The 21,218-nt window shown below is 41.6% G+C and carries 19 protein-coding genes, 1 pseudogene and 1 riboswitch; of the genes and pseudogenes, 2 read left to right on the top strand and 18 right to left on the bottom strand.

Annotated elements, in window-relative coordinates:
• Positions 1-476 precede the first annotated feature (476 nt).
• The 9 genes from G7Y32_RS00920 to G7Y32_RS00880 form a co-directional block, all read right to left on the bottom strand.
• Positions 477-1,856: a hypothetical protein gene (locus G7Y32_RS00920; protein ID WP_398601168.1), complete on the bottom strand. Its 1,380-nt coding sequence runs from the start codon at positions 1,854-1,856 to the stop codon at positions 477-479.
• A 586-nt stretch (positions 1,857-2,442) separates the two neighbouring features.
• A complete protein-coding gene (locus G7Y32_RS00915; RefSeq protein ID WP_165209337.1) occupies positions 2,443-3,606 on the bottom strand; it encodes a cell division protein FtsQ/DivIB in 1,164 nt (387 codons plus the stop codon).
• 33 nt (positions 3,607-3,639) lie between these two features.
• Entirely contained in the window at positions 3,640-4,722 is a 1,083-nt protein-coding gene (locus G7Y32_RS00910; protein WP_165209334.1) for a UDP-N-acetylglucosamine--N-acetylmuramyl-(pentapeptide) pyrophosphoryl-undecaprenol N-acetylglucosamine transferase, read from the bottom strand.
• A 2-nt stretch (positions 4,723-4,724) separates the two neighbouring features.
• Positions 4,725-6,080 carry a UDP-N-acetylmuramoyl-L-alanine--D-glutamate ligase gene (murD, locus tag G7Y32_RS00905; protein WP_165209331.1) on the bottom strand — a complete coding sequence of 452 codons (1,356 nt, stop codon included), beginning with the start codon at positions 6,078-6,080 and terminating at the stop codon, positions 4,725-4,727.
• A gap of 432 nt (positions 6,081-6,512) precedes the next feature.
• Positions 6,513-6,815, bottom strand: coding sequence for a DUF3165 family protein (locus tag G7Y32_RS00900; RefSeq protein ID WP_004229369.1), 303 nt, complete (start codon positions 6,813-6,815; stop codon positions 6,513-6,515).
• 133 nt (positions 6,816-6,948) lie between these two features.
• Positions 6,949-8,796, bottom strand: a complete 1,848-nt coding sequence (gene typA / locus G7Y32_RS00895; protein WP_165209328.1) for a translational GTPase TypA — start codon at positions 8,794-8,796, stop codon at positions 6,949-6,951.
• A gap of 200 nt (positions 8,797-8,996) precedes the next feature.
• Positions 8,997-10,802, bottom strand: coding sequence for an oligoendopeptidase F (pepF, locus tag G7Y32_RS00890; protein ID WP_165209325.1), 1,806 nt, complete (start codon positions 10,800-10,802; stop codon positions 8,997-8,999).
• A gap of 32 nt (positions 10,803-10,834) precedes the next feature.
• On the bottom strand, positions 10,835-11,818 hold the full coding sequence (locus G7Y32_RS00885; protein WP_165209322.1) for a competence protein CoiA: 984 nt from the start codon (positions 11,816-11,818) through the stop codon (positions 10,835-10,837).
• A 119-nt stretch (positions 11,819-11,937) separates the two neighbouring features.
• Positions 11,938-12,429 (bottom strand): YkgJ family cysteine cluster protein, encoded by a 492-nt coding sequence (locus G7Y32_RS00880; RefSeq protein WP_165209319.1) that lies wholly within the window; start codon positions 12,427-12,429, stop codon positions 11,938-11,940.
• Positions 12,430-12,605: 176 nt separating this feature from the next.
• Here G7Y32_RS00880 and G7Y32_RS00875 point away from each other — a divergent pair, with 176 nt between their 5' ends.
• A complete protein-coding gene (locus G7Y32_RS00875) occupies positions 12,606-13,208 on the top strand; it encodes a TetR/AcrR family transcriptional regulator (protein ID WP_165209316.1) in 603 nt (200 codons plus the stop codon).
• A complete protein-coding gene (locus tag G7Y32_RS00870) occupies positions 13,201-13,587 on the top strand; it encodes a hypothetical protein (RefSeq protein ID WP_165209313.1) in 387 nt (128 codons plus the stop codon). The genes G7Y32_RS00875 and G7Y32_RS00870 overlap by 8 nt, the downstream gene beginning before the upstream one ends.
• 24 nt (positions 13,588-13,611) lie before the next feature.
• Here G7Y32_RS00870 and G7Y32_RS00865 read toward each other — a convergent pair whose 3' ends face one another.
• The 9 genes and pseudogenes from G7Y32_RS00865 to G7Y32_RS00825 all read right to left on the bottom strand — a co-directional run bounded on the left by G7Y32_RS00865 (position 13,612) and on the right by G7Y32_RS00825 (position 20,700).
• Positions 13,612-14,571, bottom strand: coding sequence for a ketopantoate reductase family protein (locus G7Y32_RS00865; RefSeq protein WP_004227024.1), 960 nt, complete (start codon positions 14,569-14,571; stop codon positions 13,612-13,614).
• The gene (locus tag G7Y32_RS00860; RefSeq protein WP_165209310.1) at positions 14,568-15,419 is read right to left on the bottom strand and encodes a CPBP family intramembrane glutamic endopeptidase; all 852 of its coding nucleotides are present in this window, start codon (positions 15,417-15,419) and stop codon (positions 14,568-14,570) included. The genes G7Y32_RS00865 and G7Y32_RS00860 overlap by 4 nt, the downstream gene beginning before the upstream one ends.
• Positions 15,420-15,543: 124 nt before the next feature.
• Positions 15,544-15,921 carry a hypothetical protein gene (locus G7Y32_RS00855; protein WP_165209307.1) on the bottom strand — a complete coding sequence of 126 codons (378 nt, stop codon included), beginning with the start codon at positions 15,919-15,921 and terminating at the stop codon, positions 15,544-15,546.
• Complete coding sequence (locus tag G7Y32_RS00850) at positions 15,918-16,376, bottom strand: LytTR family DNA-binding domain-containing protein (protein ID WP_206221338.1); 459 nt, start codon at positions 16,374-16,376, stop codon at positions 15,918-15,920. Before G7Y32_RS00850 ends, G7Y32_RS00855 begins: the two co-directional genes overlap by 4 nt.
• A 72-nt stretch (positions 16,377-16,448) precedes the next feature.
• Positions 16,449-16,961, bottom strand: coding sequence for an HXXEE domain-containing protein (locus G7Y32_RS00845; RefSeq protein ID WP_165209301.1), 513 nt, complete (start codon positions 16,959-16,961; stop codon positions 16,449-16,451).
• Positions 16,961-17,947: a helix-turn-helix transcriptional regulator gene (locus G7Y32_RS00840; protein WP_165209298.1), complete on the bottom strand. Its 987-nt coding sequence runs from the start codon at positions 17,945-17,947 to the stop codon at positions 16,961-16,963. Before G7Y32_RS00840 ends, G7Y32_RS00845 begins: the two co-directional genes overlap by 1 nt.
• Positions 17,948-17,973: 26 nt before the next feature.
• The gene (locus G7Y32_RS00835) at positions 17,974-18,792 is read right to left on the bottom strand and encodes an oxidoreductase (RefSeq protein ID WP_165209295.1); all 819 of its coding nucleotides are present in this window, start codon (positions 18,790-18,792) and stop codon (positions 17,974-17,976) included.
• Positions 18,793-19,317: 525 nt separating this feature from the next.
• Positions 19,318-20,030: pseudogene (locus G7Y32_RS10330) on the bottom strand (creatininase family protein).
• Between the two features lie 61 nt (positions 20,031-20,091).
• Positions 20,092-20,700, bottom strand: coding sequence for an ECF transporter S component (locus G7Y32_RS00825; protein ID WP_165209292.1), 609 nt, complete (start codon positions 20,698-20,700; stop codon positions 20,092-20,094).
• A gap of 378 nt (positions 20,701-21,078) precedes the next feature.
• A riboswitch (FMN riboswitch) is annotated at positions 21,079-21,193 on the bottom strand.
• Between the last annotated feature and the right edge of the window lie 25 nt (positions 21,194-21,218).

Below are 21,218 nucleotides of genomic sequence, written 5' to 3'. Positions count from 1 at the left end.
TCAGACCGTTTTTAACACTTGCTTTGCAAGCTTCATTTCCCGATTAAAAAGGGCTGGGGGCCTTTTGAGGTTGGAAATAAGATGAACGATGGCCATCACATTCGTTTAGATTTTCTGCTTTAGCCTTGTGGCAAAAGGAAAACTAGCCAGCAGTGGTTCATCGAGGCTAGGAAAAAATATTCCAGCCTTCTATTTTTACAGTAATAACAGTTTGGCGCAGTGGTTGGGAGTCCTTATCTTGGGGTGCAGCCCCATTTTCAGGCATCCCCTTAAACAGTCCACTGGACTGTTTAACTACTCCGCAAGTGTTAGCGACCATCCTAATCAACTGTCCCACTCTCTAATGAACTGTGCAGGAGTAAGACTTCTTGGCATAGCTAGTAAGTCTTACCCTCCAACAACTGCGCCAAAAGTTTATTACAAAACAGGAAGACTGGACGAGTTTTCGCCCAGCCCTTTTTTATAGCTCTCTTACATTAGTTATCCTTGTCACTATACTTAGAAGACAAGTTATAAGTTTTTCCGCCATCGTCTGATTTAAAGGTTAAACCTACATAGGTCAAATGAGAATCATCAGTACCATAATCTGAGTAAGTGACTGACAAACCATAGCTGATATCTTCGTCACCATAGAAAGACAGATTATAATAGGCTGAAGAAACTTTTGGATGCTTATTCTTAATATCATTCCAACTGCTACCGCCGGCACCCGTTTCACTGTCGCCTTCTTTCAATGCATCATAGTCTTCTTTTTTCCAGTCAGATTTATAATCCCTGCTCGAATCAATATCATCAGCATTAAAATTCGCATTTCCGCTTGAAAGAACGAACTTGCCATTGTATTGCTTTTCAAAAATCACCGTGACACTATTGTTGCTTCCAGCTTTGCTGTCCTTATAAGTCAAAGTCAGACGATCACCCGAAATTTGTGCGTCAGAAGCCTTACCATGTTTCTCAATAACATCAGAAACCGAGTCTGATTTGGCCTCCAAGTCCTTGAAGTCATCCTGCTTCCATTCAAATTTATAATCTTTATCAATATAGTCATTGACATCTGTACTGTCATCTTTGACCTTACCATCTTTTTTACTGATTGAAGCTGAACTAGTGTCTGTAGTTTTATGCGACACAGAAGCAAAAGTGGCAACACTAGTAACAATGAGAGCCAGCAGAGCAACACCAGTCGCAACAATCGAAAGGACTGGCTTGCCTTTAAGATTCAGGATAATCAGGACGGCAGCGCCGATTAAACCAAGCACCGATAAACCTAAGAATAGGGGAGCTGCCAGTAGGAAAGATAAAATCATAAAGAGCACTGACAGAGTCAAGGAAATAATTGGTAAAATTAGGCTCAGAAAGTTGCTAGACTTAGCCGGAGCCACTCCTGTCATCTGTCCTTGCGGCATAGCTGAAGCAGTCGGTTGAAAACCAGTCTGAATTGATGTTGGGCTTGACACTTGTTGAGCTGAGGCAGACAGACCAGAGTCTGGCATTTGACCAGCTGGATTAAAGGCTGAATTTGCTGGTTCAACAGGCTCTTGAGTTGGATTCGCTGGTCCCTGAACAGGCTGGACAGGTGCCCCCTGCTGAACAACTGACTCTGCTGGCTGAACCAAAGGCGCTGCCTCTCGGACTGGTTGGTCTGCTTGACCAGCTGAATTTGTTATCTCTGGACTAGCTTCAGAAGTCAAACTCTCAGATTCAGCACTTGTTTGAGTTGTTTCAGCCACTGAACTGCTAACAGGAGCAGGGTTAAGGATACTAGCCATTTGAGCTTTATCAAAGCCGGTTGCTTTAGCCTGCATAAATTCAGCAGCTGTTGGTTTTCGACCAGAAACTGATTCAAATAATTTCATCCAGTCTTCTCGAGCATCCGCTTGACTCGTAGCTGGTTCTTGAACTGGTGTTTGTTGAGCTTGTCTCGGAGCAAACTCGCTAATATCAAAATCGTTTCTCATCGCCTGCGCATATTCAGCAGCTGTTGGTTTTCGACCTTTAGTGGATTCAAATAGGTTTACCCATTCTTCTTTGGTTGCCATATGAGGAAATCTCCTTATTTTTTTGTTAGAGAGCTAGTCTAAATACTTTCTTCAAACAAGATAGGGATACATCAGTAATATCTACTAGCTTTTTATCATTTAGAACTAATACTCAAAGAAAATCAAAAATAGACAAGGCGACGAAGCGCAGGCAGTACCGATGTACAGCAAGCAGAAGTCAACGATGTATAGTTTTGATTTTCAAAAAGTATAACTAAACCGTCAATAACAATTATCATTATTCTAGCATGTTTTTAGAACCTTTGCAAAGCAATCTTAATGATAATTTAAGATTTATTTCAAAAGAAAGACAATTCTAGCTAGAAAACATCAGCAGGCCAATCCCACTGATACCTTTAAAAAATTAGCAGCAATTCCCAAAGAAGAGATAAAAAACAGCAACTCACTGAGGATTTGCTGTTTGATCATTGTTAGCTTGCTCAGAGCCATCGGTCTCTGAAGAAGATTCCGTTGCATTCTGATCTGGGTTTTGATCGCCCGAATCATCTGACTGCGATTCTTCTGGAGCTTGATCAGGATTGTCGCCATCAGAATTTCCAGTATCTTCTTGTTCGCCTTCATTATTGGTCGCAAAGATACCAACCTCCATATCAATAATATGGTTGTCCTTCAAGCTATCCTTAATTTTATCATAGTAAGGAAGCTTTTTATCAATTTGAGACAGAGGCACGCGCACTGTATTTCCATCCTGCATTTCCAAATTGAGGAGATCAGGTGTTGTCTTAGAATCTGCCAAGGTAATGACCTTAATTTCAGAAATCAAAGATTTATCCATCTTGGTCAGTTTTCTAATCAAACTGGACAAGTACTTACCATTTTCAAGATTTATAGTCGTAAACGCATCAGGCAAAGCCGTTGCTTCAACACTGTTGAGACGAGTCCCACTCTCTAGGATTGGGACATACCCCTGATCTGTCTGAGCATAGGCAACGATACTGTATTCCTTGACCTTAATCGAGAAAGTAAAGGGAAATTGATAATCAACCGTGGCAGATTTGACCCAAACATCATTTTTAGCAATCGACTGGGCTAACCGAGAACGATTAAAGATAGTAGCTAAGGTATAGTCGCTATCCTTTAAACCAGAAGCCTTCAAGACCGACTGACTATCGGTTTGATTAACCCCTTCAACCGTTACCTGTTTAATCTTGCTAAGCGGAGTCATCATATAGAGTGCCAAGAGAAGCCCTAAAAATGCAGGGACAAGTACACTGGTCAGACGTCGTTTGAACTTAGTTGACTTAGGCTTGGGCTTTTTAGGCAAAGGCTTTACTGAAGCCTTTTTAGCAGGTTTAGACTTTTTCTTAGAACCAGCCTGAGACTTCTGCTTTTTTCCCTTGCCATTGCTTTCATTATCTTCTTTAGAAAACGAAGATTGGCCTGTGAAACGAGCTCGATTCTTATCGGCCAACTCCTTCTTGAGCTTTTCTTGCTCCTTCTTCTTTTCTTCCTTCTGTTTCAAAAAGTCAAGATTGCGTTTTTGCCACTCAGTCAGAGGAGCTTGCTCTTGCTTTTGATTTTTTTCATCTTTTGATTTTTTAGCCAAGATTTCCCCCTTTTCGACAAAAACAAACAACTGCTAGCTTTTCGATGATCCTTGAGAGATAGCCATGCTTAATAGCTGATAAAACTCTTCTGGCGATTTAAGTTCTGTCGTATCTGCCATAGCAGATAGATAGCTTTTTTTAGCGGATAAAAGTTGCTTTAGCTTTGCTTCAAGATTTTTTAATGTCAAGTCAGGCTCTAGCAGCTGAGTTGAATAGCCCTTTTTTTCAAAGTAGGCTGCGTTTTCTAACTGATCTCCCCGACTGGCCTCCTTACCAAGAGGGACAATGATATGGAGTTTTTGCATAGCCAGAAGCTCAAAAATCGTATTTGAGCCTCCTCTTGTCACTACAACATCCGCCAAATCCATCAAAGGTTGGTAGAGATCAGTCACATAATCAACCCGATAGAGGTGAGACTGCAAACCATTTAGGCTCTTATCACCGGAAATATTGATGACATTGTAAGACTCAGTCAAGTCAGGATTGTTGGTGATGAAATCGTTAAAGACCTTGGCCCCAGCAGACCCACCAATAAAGAGGAGAGTTTTCAGATTGGAATCAAAGGCTGCTTTAATTTTCTTAATTTGCTCAGAATCAGGAGTAGTTTGGTCGGTCTGATTCACCTTAGTAATAGCTCCTACGTGCTGAGCCTTGCTCAAGCCCTGCCCTTGCTCAAAGGTAGTGAACATCTTGGTCGCAAACTTGTAGGCAATCCGATTAGCCAGCCCCATAGACAGGTCTGATTCATGGACGAAGACAGGAACGCGCAAAAGTTTAGCGGCTACAACAGGCGGAACCGAGACAAAACCTCCCTTAGAAAACAATGCTTGCGGCCTAATTCTGGCAATGATAGCCAAAGACTGCAGGACACCCCAACCAACCTTGAAGAGATCTAACAGGTTCTGAAAAGAAAAGTAACGCCGTAATTTCCCTGTCGCAATACTATGAAATTTAACATCTAGGTCCGACTGGAGCAATTGTTGGTGTTCGATGCCATGCTTATCACCAATATAGTGAACTTCCCAGCCATCTTTCAAAAATTTGGGAATCAGAATCAAATTGAGAGTAACATGGCCGACAGTTCCACCACCGGTAAAGACGATTTTTTTAGCCATGCTCACTCTCCCTTTAGGCTTTCAAAGGCAGCGATAAAGTCATCTCCACGCACCTCAAAACTCTTATACATATCCCAAGAAGCATTGGCTGGGCTCAGGAGAATCACATCATCAGGAGCCGCTTCTTTAAAGGCAATGCTTGCAGCATCTTTGACATCCTCAGCATCCAAATAAGGAACGCCCGCTTTATCTGCAGCTCGCTTGACACGAGGGGCAGATTGACCGATGATAATCATTTTTTTCAAGCCGACAATATCTGGTATTAGCTCATCAAATTCATTTCCGCGATCCAAACCACCGGCAATCAAGATGACCTTGTTATTATCAAAGCCAGACAAAGCTTTTTGAGTAGCAAGAATATTGGTTGACTTAGAATCATTGTAGAAGGAAACGCCCTTTACCTGTCCCAAAAATTGCAGACGATGCTTGACTCCACTGAAACTGGACAAAGTTTGAGCGATGACAGCATTATCTACACCTGATAACTTAGCAACCGCAATAGCTGCCAAGGCATTTTCAATATTGTGACTGCCAGGTACACCAATAGTATCTGCGGCCATGACTTGCTCACCTTTAAAGCAGAGGTAACCATCCTTGAGATAAGCACCATCGACTTCTTCCTGAGTTGAAAATGGCAGGACGGTTGCTTGTGTCTTAGAAGCCAGCTCCTTAGCCAAATCTTGATTAAAATTAAGAATCAGATAGTCATCAGCCGTCATCTGATCTTGCAGGTGCCACTTAGCTACCACATAGTCTTCAAATGTTCCATGGTAGTCAATATGAGTTGGCATAAGATTGGTGATAACTGCCATGTGAGGGTGAAACCTCTCAACTCCCATCAATTGGAAGGACGATAACTCCATCACCAAAGTATCCTTATCAGTTGCTGTCATAGCCACTTCTGAAGCTGGAAAACCAATATTTCCAGACAGGAGAGCCGACTGACCAGCTGCATTAAGGACATTCGCAATCATGGTTGTTGTTGTCGTTTTCCCATTAGAACCAGTAATCCCAATAATTGGGCTCTCAGAAATCCGATAGGCCAATTCAACTTCAGTATAGACAGGAATACCTTTTCCCAGAGCCTTTGCCACCATAGGATTGTCGTAGCGAATTCCGGGATTTTTAATCATATAGGCGAAATCTTCGTCCAAAAGTTCCAAGGGATGGTGGCCACAGATAACCTTGATCCCTTCTTCCAAGAGAGCCTGAGCCGAAGGATTTTCTTCAAAAGGCTTGCCATCATTGACCGTTACAATGGCTCCTAATTTTGCTAAAAGACGCGCTGCTGCTTCGCCTGAACGCGCCAATCCCAAAACCAGCACCTTCTTGTTCTCAAAGTCTTTAACTGCTTTCATAATAAGCCCACTTCCAACTAGTATAGTTCTCTTTATTTTACCTTTAATTGAGTGGTTTTTCAAGCCTAGCACCACAGACAAGACCTCTCGACTTTTCCCTTCAAAGCAGACTTATTTGTCCTTGACTAACTGTTTATTTAGGGCTCTAAAAAAGGGAGTGGGAACAACCAAAAAATTGAAAATTTTGGTTCTCACCACTTCCTAATTTCTTTGCGGTAACCTGAAACGGTCTCTTCCCAGACCTTTTCACTCCACACCCGCACAGCTCAAAAGGTTCCACAGGCCTTTTAAGGTTGGAAATAAGATGAACGATGCTCATCTTATTCGCTTAGTTTTTCCGCTTTGTCCTCATGGCAAAAGGAAAACCAGCCACTGCACCAAGAGTTTATTCCAAAACAAAGATACTGGACGAGCTTTTGCCCGTTCTCTTTATCATGACTTAAAATGATTGACAATATAATTTTTAAAACCAACCCAAAGTTTGTGATGCTTGTTGGGCCGAGTAGACAGACCAACAACATCCCGGAGGCTGAAATAAGCCAATCCTACCATAGCTAGGGCTACAAAAACTTCTGGGGGGGATTGAATCAGTTTGACAAAACCGAGAATAGACATGACAATCAGGACCGCAACAATTCCCATGGTTGAAATCATATTCATCGTATTTTTTACGGTCTTAGGAGCCGCAAAGAAATAATAAATGGCAATCAAGATTGCAACAAATAGATAAAACATTGCCGGTACCTCCTAACGCAGTGATGAGCTGGTAACACTAATTTTAATAGTTTAGCCCCCATCCCAGTATAGCTAAGCATCTAAGTACAAGGAAGCATCGAACAGCTGAAATTTACGACTGCTCTCTCATTCCTTACTCAGCTGCTGCTGTTTTTTTCTTTTTGTTAGCCTTATCGCGGGCTGCCTTGTTTAAAATTTGCTTCCGTAAACGGATTGATTCTGGTGTAACTTCCATGTATTCATCGTCGTTGAGGAATTCCAGCGACTCTTCCAAAGTTAAAATACGAGGAGTCTTGATGACTGCTGTTTGATCCTTAGTTGCTGAACGAACATTGGTCATCTGTTTAGCCGTTGTAATATTAACACCAAGGTCATTATCACGGGCATTTTCCCCAACAATCATTCCTTCGTAAACTTCGGTCCCTGGATTAACAAAGATAGTCCCGCGTTCTTCAATTCGCATAATGGAGTAAGTGGTGGCCTTACCATTATCAATAGAAACCAAGGCACCGCGGTGGCGACCGGAAATCTCACCAGGAACAACTGGCAAGTATTGGTCAAAGGTATGGTTCATGATACCGTAACCACGCGTCATAGAAAGGAACTCCGTTGAGTAACCGATTAGACCACGAGCCGGAATCAAGAAGACCAAGCGCGTTTGTCCGTTGCCGACCATTTGCATATCCAGCATATCTCCCTTACGTTCTGAGAGGGACTGGATAATAGCTCCCTGATATTCTTCAGGAGTATCAATTTGTACCCGTTCAAATGGTTCACACTTAACACCATCAATTTCTTTGATGATAACTTCAGGACGTGAAACTTGCAATTCATAGCCTTCGCGACGCATGGTTTCAATCAGAATAGACAAGTGCAATTCCCCACGTCCGGAAACAACCCATTTATCAGGAGAATCTGTTGGGTCAACCCGAAGGGAAACGTCAGTCTGCAATTCAGACAGGAGACGTTCTTCAACCTTACGTGAGGTTACCCATTTTCCTTCACGGCCAGCAAATGGTGAATTATTAGCCAAGAAAGTCATTTGCAAGGTTGGTTCATCAATGTGAAGAATTGGCAATGGTTCAACAGCATCGGTTGGTGTGATAGTTTCACCGACGAAGATATCTTCCATACCCGAAACGGCAATCAAGTCACCAGCCTTAGCTTCGTCAATTTCTCGACGTTCAAGACCGAAGAAACCAAAGAGCTTGGTAACACGGAAATTCTTAGTTGTCCCGTCCAATTTAGACAGGGTAACTTGGTCACCGACCTTAATTTTACCGCGGAAAACACGCCCGATACCAATACGGCCAACGAAATCATTGTAATCCAAAAGAGAAACTTGAAATTGTAGAGGCTCATCAGAGTTATCAATTGGTGCTGGAATATGATCAATGATGGTATCAAAGACTGGTTCCATAGTATGTGCTTGATCAGCTGGATTATCTGACATAGACGAAGTTCCATTGATAGCTGACGCATAAACGACTGGGAAATCCAACTGTTCATCATCAGCACCAAGTTCAATGAAGAGCTCCAGCACTTCATCAACAACTTCTGCTGGACGAGCTGCTGGCTTATCAATCTTGTTAACCACAACGATTGGAATTAGATTCTGTTCCAAAGCTTTTTTCAGCACAAAACGTGTTTGTGGCATTGTTCCTTCGTAGGCATCTACAACCAAGACAACCCCGTCAACCATCTTCATGATTCGTTCCACTTCACCACCGAAATCGGCGTGTCCTGGGGTATCCATAATATTAATGCGTGTACCATTGTAGGCAACGGCAGTATTCTTAGCTAGAATAGTAATCCCACGCTCTTTCTCCAAATCGTTAGAGTCCATCGCTCGCTCTTGCAACTCTTTATGTTCATCCAGTGTATGAGATTGTTTCAAGAGCTCATCTACCAAGGTTGTTTTCCCATGGTCAACGTGGGCAATGATAGCGACGTTACGAATATCTTCTCTAAGTTTAGTCATGTCTTCCTCGATTATTCTATAAGTTTTCAACCTTATTATTATAGCACGAATTCCCCCAAAAATCAGGCAGCAATGCATGTAAACGTTTTTAAAAAGCAAGAGTAAAATTTTTTTCAAGCTCAAAAGAGAGCCAGATAAAATCATCTTGCTCTCCCTCGTGGGCCATGCTAGCCTTTACTGAAAAATTATCCTTCTTTAACTTAACTCCTTAACTTATTCTTTTTAACTAGGCGATCAAATTCATCCAAGCGTTTGCCAAAGAGTTGGAAAGCAGACTCTAAGTAATCTGCCTGAGTCATATCCACTCCTGCCTTGGCAATAACTTCCAGTGGGTCGGCAGAACTTCCGGCTTTAAGATAATCGAGATAGCGTTTCCTATCTTCCTGAGAACCATGAATAATTTTTTCAGCCAGATAACTGGCAGCCGCAAAACCTGTCGCATACTGATAGACATAGTAATTATAGTAAAAATGAGGAATACGTGCCCATTCATATTGAATCTCAGGATTACCTTCCTTGGCTAGGCCATAATAAGTTTGATTGAGGTCCGCATAGAGCTCATTTAAATACTGACTCGTTAAGACTTGACCTTGGGCGTCTGCCTGATGAATCTTCTCTTCAAATTCTGCAAACTGAGTTTGACGAAATACCGTCCCTTTGAAACTATCCAAATAATGATTAAGAATAGCAAAACGCTCCTTGTCAGTCTTCGCTTCCTTGAGCAGAGTCTCGGTCATAATATTTTCATTAGTAGTCGAGGCAATCTCAGCCAAGAAAATTGAATAATCCCCATAGACATAGGGCTGATTCTCACGGGTAAAAGTCGAATGCATACTATGCCCCATCTCATGAACCAAGGTATAGAGGTTGTCCAGCGTGTCCTGCCAGTTGAGTAGCATAAAAGCTTTGGTATCGTAAGAACCACCTGAATAGGCTCCCGAACGTTTGCCCTTGTTGGCCTGAACATCAATCCACCGCTGAGACAGAGCTTCTTTTACCCGCTCAGTGTAGTCTGACCCATAGATTGCCAAAACCTCCAAAGCTTTGGCCTGAGCTTCTTCATAAGTAATGGACATGTCCAGCTTGGACAGGGGCGTATAGACATCATACATTTTTAAATCTGCTATCCCTAAAACTTCCTGCCGCAGACGTATGTAACGTTGCAATAAGGGAAGATATTTATGAACTGTTGCAAGCAGGGTCTCATAAACAGCCTCTGGAATATGGTTGTCAGCCATAGCAGCCTGACGGGCAGAATCATAATGGCGAATCCTCGCAGTTAAATTATGACTCTTGACCGTTGTCGCCAAGGTCTTGGCATAGGTGTGCTGGAATTGCTGATAAATACTATAGTAAGCTCGATAGGCAGACTTGCGAACCTCTCTATTTTGAGATTCCATCAAGGTGATAAAGTTGCTGTGAGTCAACTCGACTTCTTTACCAGCTTCGTCAAGGACACTTGGAAAAGCCAGGTCAGCATTATCCAAAATTTCGTAAGTCTCACCGGCTGCTCCTAGGACTTCCTGAGCCTGAGCTAAGAGTTCCTCTTGATCTGGTGCTAAGACGTGAGCCTTTTGGGAAAAAATTTGCTGGAAGAAGTGCTGATAAAGATTTAGCTTGGCATCTTCTTGCAGATAATTTGCAAACTTTTCTTCCCCCATGGTTAGAACTTCAGGCTCAAAAAAGGCGAAAGCCTCACCATACTTAGCATAAAGTGTTGTCGCTTTCGAAGCCATTGCTTGATAGGCGGCGACTCTTGTATCCTGATCATTTTTCATGGAAGCATAAACATAGACCTTCTCCAGCCGGCGAGCCAAGTCCAGATAGATTTGCGTTACCTGCAGGAGCTTAGTCGCAGACTGACCAAGCTGTCCAGCCAAATCCTTTGCTTCGACTACCGCCTTTTCTAACGATTGGTATTCAGCCTCCCATGCCTGATCGGTTGCAAAAACGCTAGTCAAATCCCATTTATATTTTTTATCAATATGAGCACGATTATTGGTCATAAGCCTTTACTTTTGAATTGACGCTGAAGAAGCTAGTTCTTCACCTGCACCTTTTCAAAATTTCCCTTCATAGATTTTCCTTCTATTTTATCATAAAAAGCTGGTGGATAAAGCACTTGTACAGTCTGATTATGAGCAGTCTGATAGTAGGCCAGAAAATTGTTCTCAAAAGTCGTCAAATCTCGTTTCATTTGGCAGAAAGGCCCCTTAGGAGGTCGAACTTGCGGATAGTAGTCTGCTAGCGATTTGGCTAGTAAATTATCCCCACGTTCATAAGCTTGAGCTTGACGCTTCAACCACCTAGGATTTCTGCTGTAGAGCTGGCGCTGAATGTAGCCAAGAAGTTGCTGATCCATCTTGACCTTATAGGAAGCTAGAGGCTGCCTGACGTAAGGCTGGCGCAGAAAGTCCAAACAGTTCTCAGAAAAAGGACACTCTTTAATCAAATAGTGAACATGCCCATGCCAGTCCTCATAAATCAGGTACTTTAGGCGTAAACAGCGTTTTGCCAAATCTAGCTCCCAGAGATGAAAGCCTATATTAGCTGAAAAATAGAGGAAATCTTTTTGCAGGGCCGTCAGAGACTTTCTCAGCCAGAGCTTTTTGCCCAAAAGCCAACGCACTTGAAATCCATAAGAGCGATAGGCATGAGTTCGTTCCTTCAAACGCTCTCTCGATAAAGTCGAACATTGAACTTCTAAGGCCAAGTTATCCTCAACCAAGAGATCAGCCACCTGCTGTAAATCTGGCAGAACCACTTCAATCCGCACCTGACAGACTGGTTTCAAGGAGCGATAGAGTTCAGACTTGAGCCCCAAATGTTCTTGACCCTCATTTTCCCAAAAAAATTGACAGTTCTTCAGAGAAAGGTGGGCAAAATAAGGTCGCCTAATCTTGCCCTTTTTCAAACGAACTAAGGCTCCGCAACCTGGACAGGTAAAAGGGGCTTTCCCAACCTCAATTTGTCCTTCTAAAAGAGAAACCAAGTGGCCATCATTGTCTTTAGCGACGAGCATTATTACACCTCCCTTTGACTAAAATTACCTTACTTATTGATTCGAAAAATGACACATAAAAAGCATCGTTAGCAAAGCCAACGATACTGGGATGATTGTTGCAATTTTTTCAGGTTTTTCTAGCCCAAGCGCTTCCTAAGTTTTTCCACAAAAAGGTAGGCAGCTGGACAAATCAAGGTATTCTTGATGGTCAGATGATTAATTTGATAAATTTTCTTGCGTTCAGTGTGGGGAAACTCCCGACAGGCCTTAGGCCTCATCTCATAAATGGAACAGAGATTATCCTCACCAAGGAAAGGACAGGGCATAGACTGAAAAACCTTATCACCATCCTCATCGATCCGCAGGTAAGTCTCCTCAAAAACCGACAGCTTCATCCGAAAAACCTTGGAAATCCGCTGAATATCGGCCTCGGTAAAGAGGGGACCTAGAGTCCGACAGCAATTGGCACACTGGGTACAGTCAATCTCATTGAAGACCTCTCTGTGGATCTCTTGGACAAGTTTATCTAAGTTTTTAGGGGCCTTTTTCTTCAAGCCTGCCAAGAACTTGCGGTGTTCCTTCTGCTTTTGCTGAGCCAGATCTTTATAGCGCTCGATATCAACTGCCATGCTTTACGCCTCAACTTTCTTATTTCTATTATAACAAATTCGTTTCAGCTTTGGTGGGTCAGTTGAAAGGAATTAAAGCCATCTTGACATTTTCAGAAGACTATTTTAAAATACTATATGACTATTTTTGATTATTTAGTCATAAAATTACAAAGGATTTAAAGGGATAAGAGAGTATGGGTAAGAAATTTTCAGCCGAAGAACAAAAACATATTCGACAAAAACTGATCACTATTTTTGAAAGAAAATTACACAAAGAGCGACCTAGTAAAATCACCATTGACGATTTGGTGCAAGAGGCTGGCATTGCCAAGGGCTCCTTTTACCATTTTTTCCCGACAAAGGAAATGCTTTTTATCACCCTTATTAACCAAACCCAAGATAAGATGGTTAAAAAAGCCCAGCGAATGACTTCCAATAAAGACATTACCGAAAAAGAAAAGCTTAAGAAAATCCTCCTCCTGATTATCAAGGAACTAAAAGTTCACCCTTGGTTACAAAATCTATCGGGACCAGAATTTGAAAAAACTATTCGCCGCCTGCCCCCTGAATTACAAAAAGACCTGCAGAAAAAAGATAAACTAGCCATTAAAGACCTCTTACAGGATCTGCGATTAACAGCAGCAGTCCCCTTAGAAGATCTCCTTATAATCATTGAGATTATCCTATCTTCTGCCAGTCGCTCTAGTGATTTTGGCCGCCATTATGACCGAGCAGTCAAAATCATGATCAACTGCTTGGTTGACGGTCTTTTTAGTGAAAGGAAAATCCATGAATAGACTCCTTCGTTTTAATTTTATCCTCATGATTCTGGCCATGCTGGGAGCCAGTTTCTTGCAATTATTCAGACCAGAGATTCTTGGTTCTCAGACTAATTTCGGTCTTGCTCCTGACTGGCAAAGAGAAATCTCTTTTTGGAATCTGGCTGTGATCCCTATATTTCTAGCTGCTCTTTATAAAAAAGATTACTTTTTTACAAAAGTCTGTGCCATCTCTGCCATAATTGGTGGTCTTGGTTTCGCCAGCAATCACTTACTCGGTTGGTTAGCACAACCATCAGCCACTGCTAATCTAGTCGGCAGTTTGGAAAATTACGCCTTTGTCCTGCTTTGGTTAATTGGTCTAGGCATCGAAATCAAAAAACATAAACAGCTCTGAACAAGACTAGCTCAGAGCTGTTTTTTAATTGTACCATTTCTCTAAACAGACTTGAAAGGCTCTATAAAAATTTGGGGCCTCGACTTGCCTTTCTTGCCCCAACTTATAGAGTTTTTGACAGATAAAGAGCAAGTCTGGCAGATTACTGTGCAAGGTCATGATTTTGCGGCTCAGGAGGTTTTTAGCAAACATGCGTTTCATGAGCGGTGCTGAAAGCCAAATTGGTAAATGATAAGGCAGCAGTTCAGTGCGGTAGTGCCTAAGATCGACTCCCCTATTCTCCACTATCTGAGCTGTTTCACGAATACTTTTAATCACCTGAGAAAGTAGTCTAGCAGAATTCATAACAGTTTCAGCAGCTGCACTAGGATTTTCACTATCTGCATAACAGCCTGCTACTGAGATAACACCGGCATTGATAGCCATGTGTAACCAAATCCATTCCAACATATCATAAGGAAATTCCAATTTAATCTGACAGCTATTAAAGAGTTTTACCAGATCTTGATAATTAGATATCCTAGACTTCTCCTCGGATTCCAGCATAAAGTGATCAAAGACACAGCAGGCCAGACGATTCCCAATCAAATTACCACCAGCAACGGGGTACCCCAGCAAATAATCCCGCTGACTCAGCCATCGCTCTAACTTAGTCCTATCCTCCCAGATACCGCAGGCCAGGACCAAACTGCCCGTAATAGCCAGACGATCGAGGTCTTCAATAACTTTTTTAACCTGTCCTCTGGACACGCTGACAAAAATAAAATCATACTTCTTTTGACTGCATGGATTAATCCGATAAGTATCCTTGATAGCCTGCCCCTGTCTGTCTATCCGACCATCCAATAAATCAACGGATAAATATTTAATGCCTCGCTTAGGGCTTGTATCCCGCAGCAAATGCTCGACCTCATGACCTGCCTTTTGAAAAAGATAGCCATGAGTTGCCCCAATAACACCTAAACCAACCACTAAAATTTTCACTGTGAAACGTCCTTTCTACTCTTTTTTGCAGTCAGTAAATACCAAAGCAAGACCAGAACAAAAGATAGGATTTGTGCAATGGCGACTCTGACAAACATAAGTTCATCTGCCCCCGTATCAGATAGGGTATGAATGATATTGATCAAAAAGTTATTAGTAAAATGGTGGGACATAGCCATATAAAGGCTTCCTGACAGTCTGGTCATGAGTGCAAACTTAAATCCTACCATGGCAGAGGTGACAACCAGCATCAGCGCATTAAGTGTAAATCCTGAAAAATTCATGCCCCCATCTAAGTAACTGCGCAGTGGCCCTACTAAATGCCACAGGCCAAAGAGTGTTGAGGAGCAGACGGCTGAGGTTATAAAGCTGTATTTCTGCTCAAAAAGTTTTTGAAACAGTCCCCGAAAGGCTCCTTCCTCCATGATGACATTGATGACATTTCCTACAAAGCAGATGAGAAAGAAGATTAGACCGGTTTCTCTGCCAACGTTCTTATCCACAGCATAGGCACTGACATAGACATCCAATCCTTGAAATGTAGCCTGGCTCACAAGCAATAGGATTTCCGCACCATAAGCCAGCACAAAAACGACAAGGCCAAAAAGCAGTCCATTCCAAGTGTTTTTGAGGAAACCTTCTTGCCTAAAACCTATCTCCTGCCAAGTGAGCTGAAAAAATTTGAGGACTGCATAGATGACCACGATCCCCAATAGTTTGTGCACAAAGGCTTCGTTCCAGAAGGTTTGATCGGTTCGTAAAATAAAATAGTCAAAGAGATGCAAACCATAGCAGAGCAGATAGATAGCCAAGACTGCTAACTCGATTTTTTTCTTTTTGGGTAGCATAGATAATCCTCCTTACACTAAGACACAAAAGCCGTTAAGCGCTCCAAAGAAAAATAGGGAACCTAACGATAAATCACTAAAGATTCAAAGAAACATTTTTTTCTAGGAGTGTAGGCGTGTTTAATTAACGACGGTTTTTAATCAATAAATTAATTTCACGCGCTTCCTGGCTGAGATCAAAAAGATCCAAGACTTGTGAAATGACATAAACAGCGATCCCAATAAGAAGAAACATCCAAGGCTGATTCCAATGAAAGAGCCAGCCCATCCCCATTGTCAAGCCTTCAATCGCTACAATTTCCACCAGCACCTGCAACATAAAGGATTCCCACTCTAGTTTGCGTATAAATAAAACCAGCAATTGGATGAGACCGTTAAGAAAAAAGACCTGAAAAATACTCACTAGCAGGAGCCACTCCGCCTTCAAATACAAGGCAGCCAGAGTTAATAAGAGCAACGATACGCCTGTCGTGGCAAAGACATTAACCAACCATTTTTTCATTTTGGCTCACCTCCTCTTAAGGCTTCTTTAACAGCCTGTAAATAGCGGCGATTGACAATGACCTTCTCACCATTGAGCAAAGTCGCTTCCATGCGGCTGTTAAAAAGCGGCCGAATACTTTCCAAGACATTAATATTAAGCAGACAGCTCTTAGAAATCTGAACAAACCCGTCATTTTTCAGGTCATGGAGCAGTTGATAGAGTCTCAAATCCGTTTGATAAATGTCATCTGCTAAATAGACAAAAGTCTTCTTGTCAACACTTTCAATATAGTAAATATCCGAAAGATTGACCAAATACTCAACCCCATCCTCATAACAGCTGATTTGCTTATCGACACTTTCCAAAAATGTTAAAATCCGCTCAACCAGCCTATTTTTGTCACTATATTTTAAGCTGACTTCCAACTCCTTGAAGCTGGCATCCTGTTCAATTCGTAATTTCATAGTTTTCATTATAGCACAGCTTTTCTACCAAAAAATCCCGCATCAACCAAGATGCAGGATAGAGGAACTGAGATACATTATTTACGAGTGTAGGAATTTTTCAACCTGTTCAGCCTGCCGATGCAGAAAAACAAGGTTGGCGATGAGGGCTGTAAAAATAAGCGGGGTGATGACCAACAACAATAGCCAATGAAGGGGATTGTTCAGACAAAACAGAAAGATACTGAAGATAAGCAAAGGCATGGTGAAAACTGCAGTCATGCTGCCAGGAACCCAAGTTCGAAATCGGATGGCCTGACTGATATGGGATAAAAGATGAACAGTATGTCCCAGCGTAATCGCCAGCACTAACTCTGGTAATTTAAAAAGAATACCTGCAAGCAAAATCAGACTAGCTAAAACAAATTCCTCCAAAATGCTAGCGGCTATTGTTTCTGTTGAAGGATAATGTGCTCTGCCAGCGACAAAGATTTCATTAGTAAACTTTGGATCACTCTTTTTCTTCGCAATCCATGGACAGACTAAAATAATCTCTTCAAACTCATGGACCATAAAAAGCATGAGCGCAAGAAAAGCAAGCAAGGTGGGGGTCATTATTTCTCCTCCTTCGATTGGTTAGTTTCTCTATACTGTTTGAACGTTTTGCCAGTCCAGTTTTTAAAAGCACGCAGAAAGCTGGAAGTTTCTGAGTAACCTACGAGATAAGCGATCTCATCAACCGACATGGATAAATCAAGATAAGAAAAGGCCATTGATTTCTGTATACGTAGAACCTCTTCCTTAAATGTCGTCTTTTCAGCAGCTAATTGGCGCTGCAGTGTCCTGGCGCTAAGGCCAAGCCTCTCAGCTACGGCAGTAAGGGAGAACTGACCGCTGGGGATAGCCGACAGCAATTCGTTTTGAAGCGTCTGTGTGAAATGCCTGCTGCTTTTTTCCTCCTGAGCTAGCTGCCGATTAAGACTCGGTTCCAAATAATGCCACATGACATTGTTCTCAGTGATAAAAGGTTTTTCAAGATCTGCTTTAGATAGCACCAAGAAGTCCCCTTGTGATTTTTGTGGGAGGATGCCTACCTCATTCTCAATAACCGCTCCGTAATCATAAGGCGAACTGACCCTGCGGGGAAGAACTGACGCTCCTGTTCCTGTCCGTAAAATACTTAAAAGTAGCAACTGCTCCTGCAGCAGTAACATGCGAGGAAGCGGCGAGTGTAATGATAGATAGGCATAGCTTACAGCAACTTCATCGTCTCTTTCATGAATCTCTACCTTTACTGGACCAATCAAACTTTTATATTTTGAGAAGCGCTGTAGGGCTGTCAAACCATCTGGACTTGATAAAGCAGCAAAAAGGGCTGGTACAAACATTTTAATATTGTCAATATTGCTCAATGCTAATAGGGCTTCATCTGTAATTTGCTTATCCAAAGTCGCTATAAAGTGATAATAATCCTGAGCGCTATAAGTCAGCTCTTCCTGCCAAAGTTTGTTTGGCAACTGTGCTTTTTGTAAGATCAGCCTAATGTCTATTCCTAATTCTTTTAAGAAGATCTGAAATTGTTTAGTGATAATAAGTTTCATAATCTTATTGTCTAAAAATATTAACCTCAAGTCAAACTCTTAACAACCAGCCAGTCAAATACCCCAGCAGGCAAGATTGCGTGAAGAAAAACAATAGTTTTAGCGCCCCTACCAACGAGGTAACGCGGTTTAACTCGTTTGGCATTGACAATTTTGACAATCCTTCTTGCTACAAGGTCAGGCTCAGAAACCAATCGGCCTGCATACATTCTTGCAATACTTTGGGAGACCTTTTTGGCCATCTTTTCATAGGCCCCTCCAACTGCAGAGATTCTTAGATTTTCTACAGCAATCTGGCTCCAAGGTGTTTTAATACTGGCTGGCTCAATAATCACCGTCTCAATTCCAAATGCTTTTGTTTCCATACGAAGGCTATCGGATAAGGCTTCAAGGGCATACTTAGAGGCATGATACCAAGAACCCATAATGGTAGTGATGCGGCCACCTATTGAAGAGATATTGATAATGCGCCCCGATTTCTGAGCTCGCATATAAGGAAGAGCTTCCTGAGTTAAACAAGCCAGACCAAAAAGATTGACTTCAAATTGCTTTCTAGCCGCCTCAAGCGCAACATCTTCAACCGCACCAAAAGCAGCATAGCCAGCATTGTTAATCAAGACATCAAGCCTGCCTTCTGCTTGAATAACCACTGCAAGGGCCTGTTTAATGGTTTGTTCATTGGTAAGATCAAGATAAAGCGGCCGGACACCATCTTGCTTTAACTCTTCCAATTTTTCCAAGCGTCTGGCGCCACCATAAACCCTATGTCCCGCTCTTGCCAGACCTTGTGCTGCTAGGTAGCCGATTCCCGAAGAAGCACCTGTTAATAAAATTACCTTTCGCATCTTTTTCTCCTTCCACAAAATTATAAATCAATTGTTCACTTTTTGTATAGAACAATGAACGACATTATAATGACAATTAATGCCAAAAAGAGTGGAGAAAGAACCCAAAACAAGGATACTTTGTGAGGAGCTAAATAATTATCAAATTTGCTACAGCTCAATTATTAACCCTTCCTGCTATCAGACCTAAATCTAATCCTTGTACTATCATAGCAATTGGTAGAAAACAAAGGGTGTTCGAGTTTACTAATATCAATAACAAATATGATACGAGAATAAAACATAAATTAATTTAATCCAGTACTAGAATTTACAATATAAGTACAATAAAAAAAACTCATAAAATCTTCAGTAAAATCGCCTTGAACAAAAGCATTTACCTGAGGAAATTTTATGAGCTAAACCTTGGAATTTTCTTGTATATGTTTTTTATGAGTTTAATGTATCACTTTTGGTTACTGAACAAGTCTATTAAAAGAGAAAACTCTATAAACTCAGAAGGGGTAAATATTTTAGATGCTCCCCTCAATAACCAGCTATATATTTTAATCCCTCAACCATTTTTTCAATATTGACAGTAAAAATAATCTGCCCTTTTTCTGGACTTGCACCAGAAGGATCTCCACCGATACCAATTGGATTACCGTCCTTATCTATAAAATCTTCAGCGATCCAGTTCAAATTGATGTTGCACTCCTTTAGCTTACTATCAAAGACGTACCCCGTAGCTTGTCCTGCAAGCACTCTATCAAGTTTAACCAAGTCTTCATCTATAGCCATGACCATAGATGTCTCCATCTCTCCACCGTGAAAATCGAAGGTATTTCCTTCGGAAATTGTCGCTTGTACGCGCGGATCATCAAATGCCCCAAAATTAAAAATAAAAATATCCAAATCATGTGAATGGCGCAGTTCTCGACTGAGAAGATTAGCAATGGGGGTATTTCCGCCATGACAAGAGAGGAGGGCTATTTTCTAAATCCGTGGTGATACAGAGACTCTATGATTTCTTTCAGCATATGGTAGTAGGTCTCTGTCGAAAAGGTAAGGCTGCCACAGAAATTGGCATGCTCGGTGCTCAAACCAATAGAAATATTGGGAAGGATCAAGAGCGGAAAATTCTCGTCAATCTGGTTGACTTCCTGTAGAATCAAATTAGCCATTTTCTCAGCAATCAAATCATCTGTCCCCAGTGGGGCATGATTGCCGTGCTGTTCAATGGCTCCAAGAGGAATCATAACAATTGTCTCTTCTTTATTAAGCACCTCCATATCAAGCCTTGTTAATTCACGATAATATCTAGCCATTTTTATCTCCTTTACTTATCTTATAGATAAAGCGTTTGTATAAAAGGTAAGCAATTGCTCCGTTCAAGCTAACCTTGACTATGTTGAAGGGAACCGTCGCCAAAAGAATAAAGCTAGTCAAGTTGGAAATGGCTGGGTTAATAGAACCAAAAGACTTGGCTAAACTTTCCAAATCAATTCCTACAGCTTTTGCATACAAGGGCAGGCTAACAAAGAGATTGATGGCTGTAGCAGACAGGGTCTTGATCACAATCGTTGCCAAGAGAGCTAAAACTGCTGCTTTTAAAGTCTTACCTTTCTTTTTAAAAATCAAGCCCAGAGGATAGACAAAGAAGACAGCCGAAATTAAATTGGCGAACTCACCGATATACATGCTATTGCTACCGACAGTAAAAAGTTTGATCAGAATCTTTAGAACCTCGATAATCAAACCTGACGTAGGGCCTAAAAGGAAGGTTGCGATGATCGTAGGAACATCTGAAAAGTCAACCTTGTAGAAGACAGGCATGAAGGGAACCGAAATTTCAAGAGACATCAGGACGCCTGCGATAGCTGCAAACATGGCCGTGTAGGTGACATATTTTATTTTCGGATTTTTCATAAAATCCTCCTTTCTAGATGCGTCAACAATCATGGGAAAATTTTATGAGAAACCCTTTTTCATCCATCCAGTAAAAATACCATCATTCTACCCAAGGCAATAATCAAAAGACTCTTTCGTCACTCAAAAATAGGTGAAACTATCTCCAAAGAATCTGCCATTGCTTAATTCTCAAAGTATCGCTAGCACTGTTGAGCTTACCTTGAAAACTGCTTCACTGATGCGAAAACAAGGCTGGCCGACTAACACTGGGACTGCTTAGATCGAAATAGCTATATGATGAAAAAATCGCACTTCGAAATGAAATGCGAGGTTTTTTTGAGACTTAGCAAATAAGCTCCTTTTAACTGTTTCCAAGTGCTAAGGAGGTCTTTCAGCTAAATTCTTCTCTCATCCAGACTATACTGTCGGTACTGGAATTACACCAGTTCATGCCTTATGGCTCGCGGACTATACCGCCGGTTAGGACTCTCACCTGACCCCGAAGAATTATTAACGCCGCCATTCTAACACAGGTG

Origin of the sequence: Streptococcus tangpeifui (genome assembly GCF_011038795.1) — a bacterium.
GTDB classification, from domain to species: Bacteria; Bacillota; Bacilli; order Lactobacillales; family Streptococcaceae; genus Streptococcus; species Streptococcus tangpeifui.
Note: the sequence above shows the minus strand (reverse complement) of the source record. Positions and strands in the feature narration are given on the sequence as shown.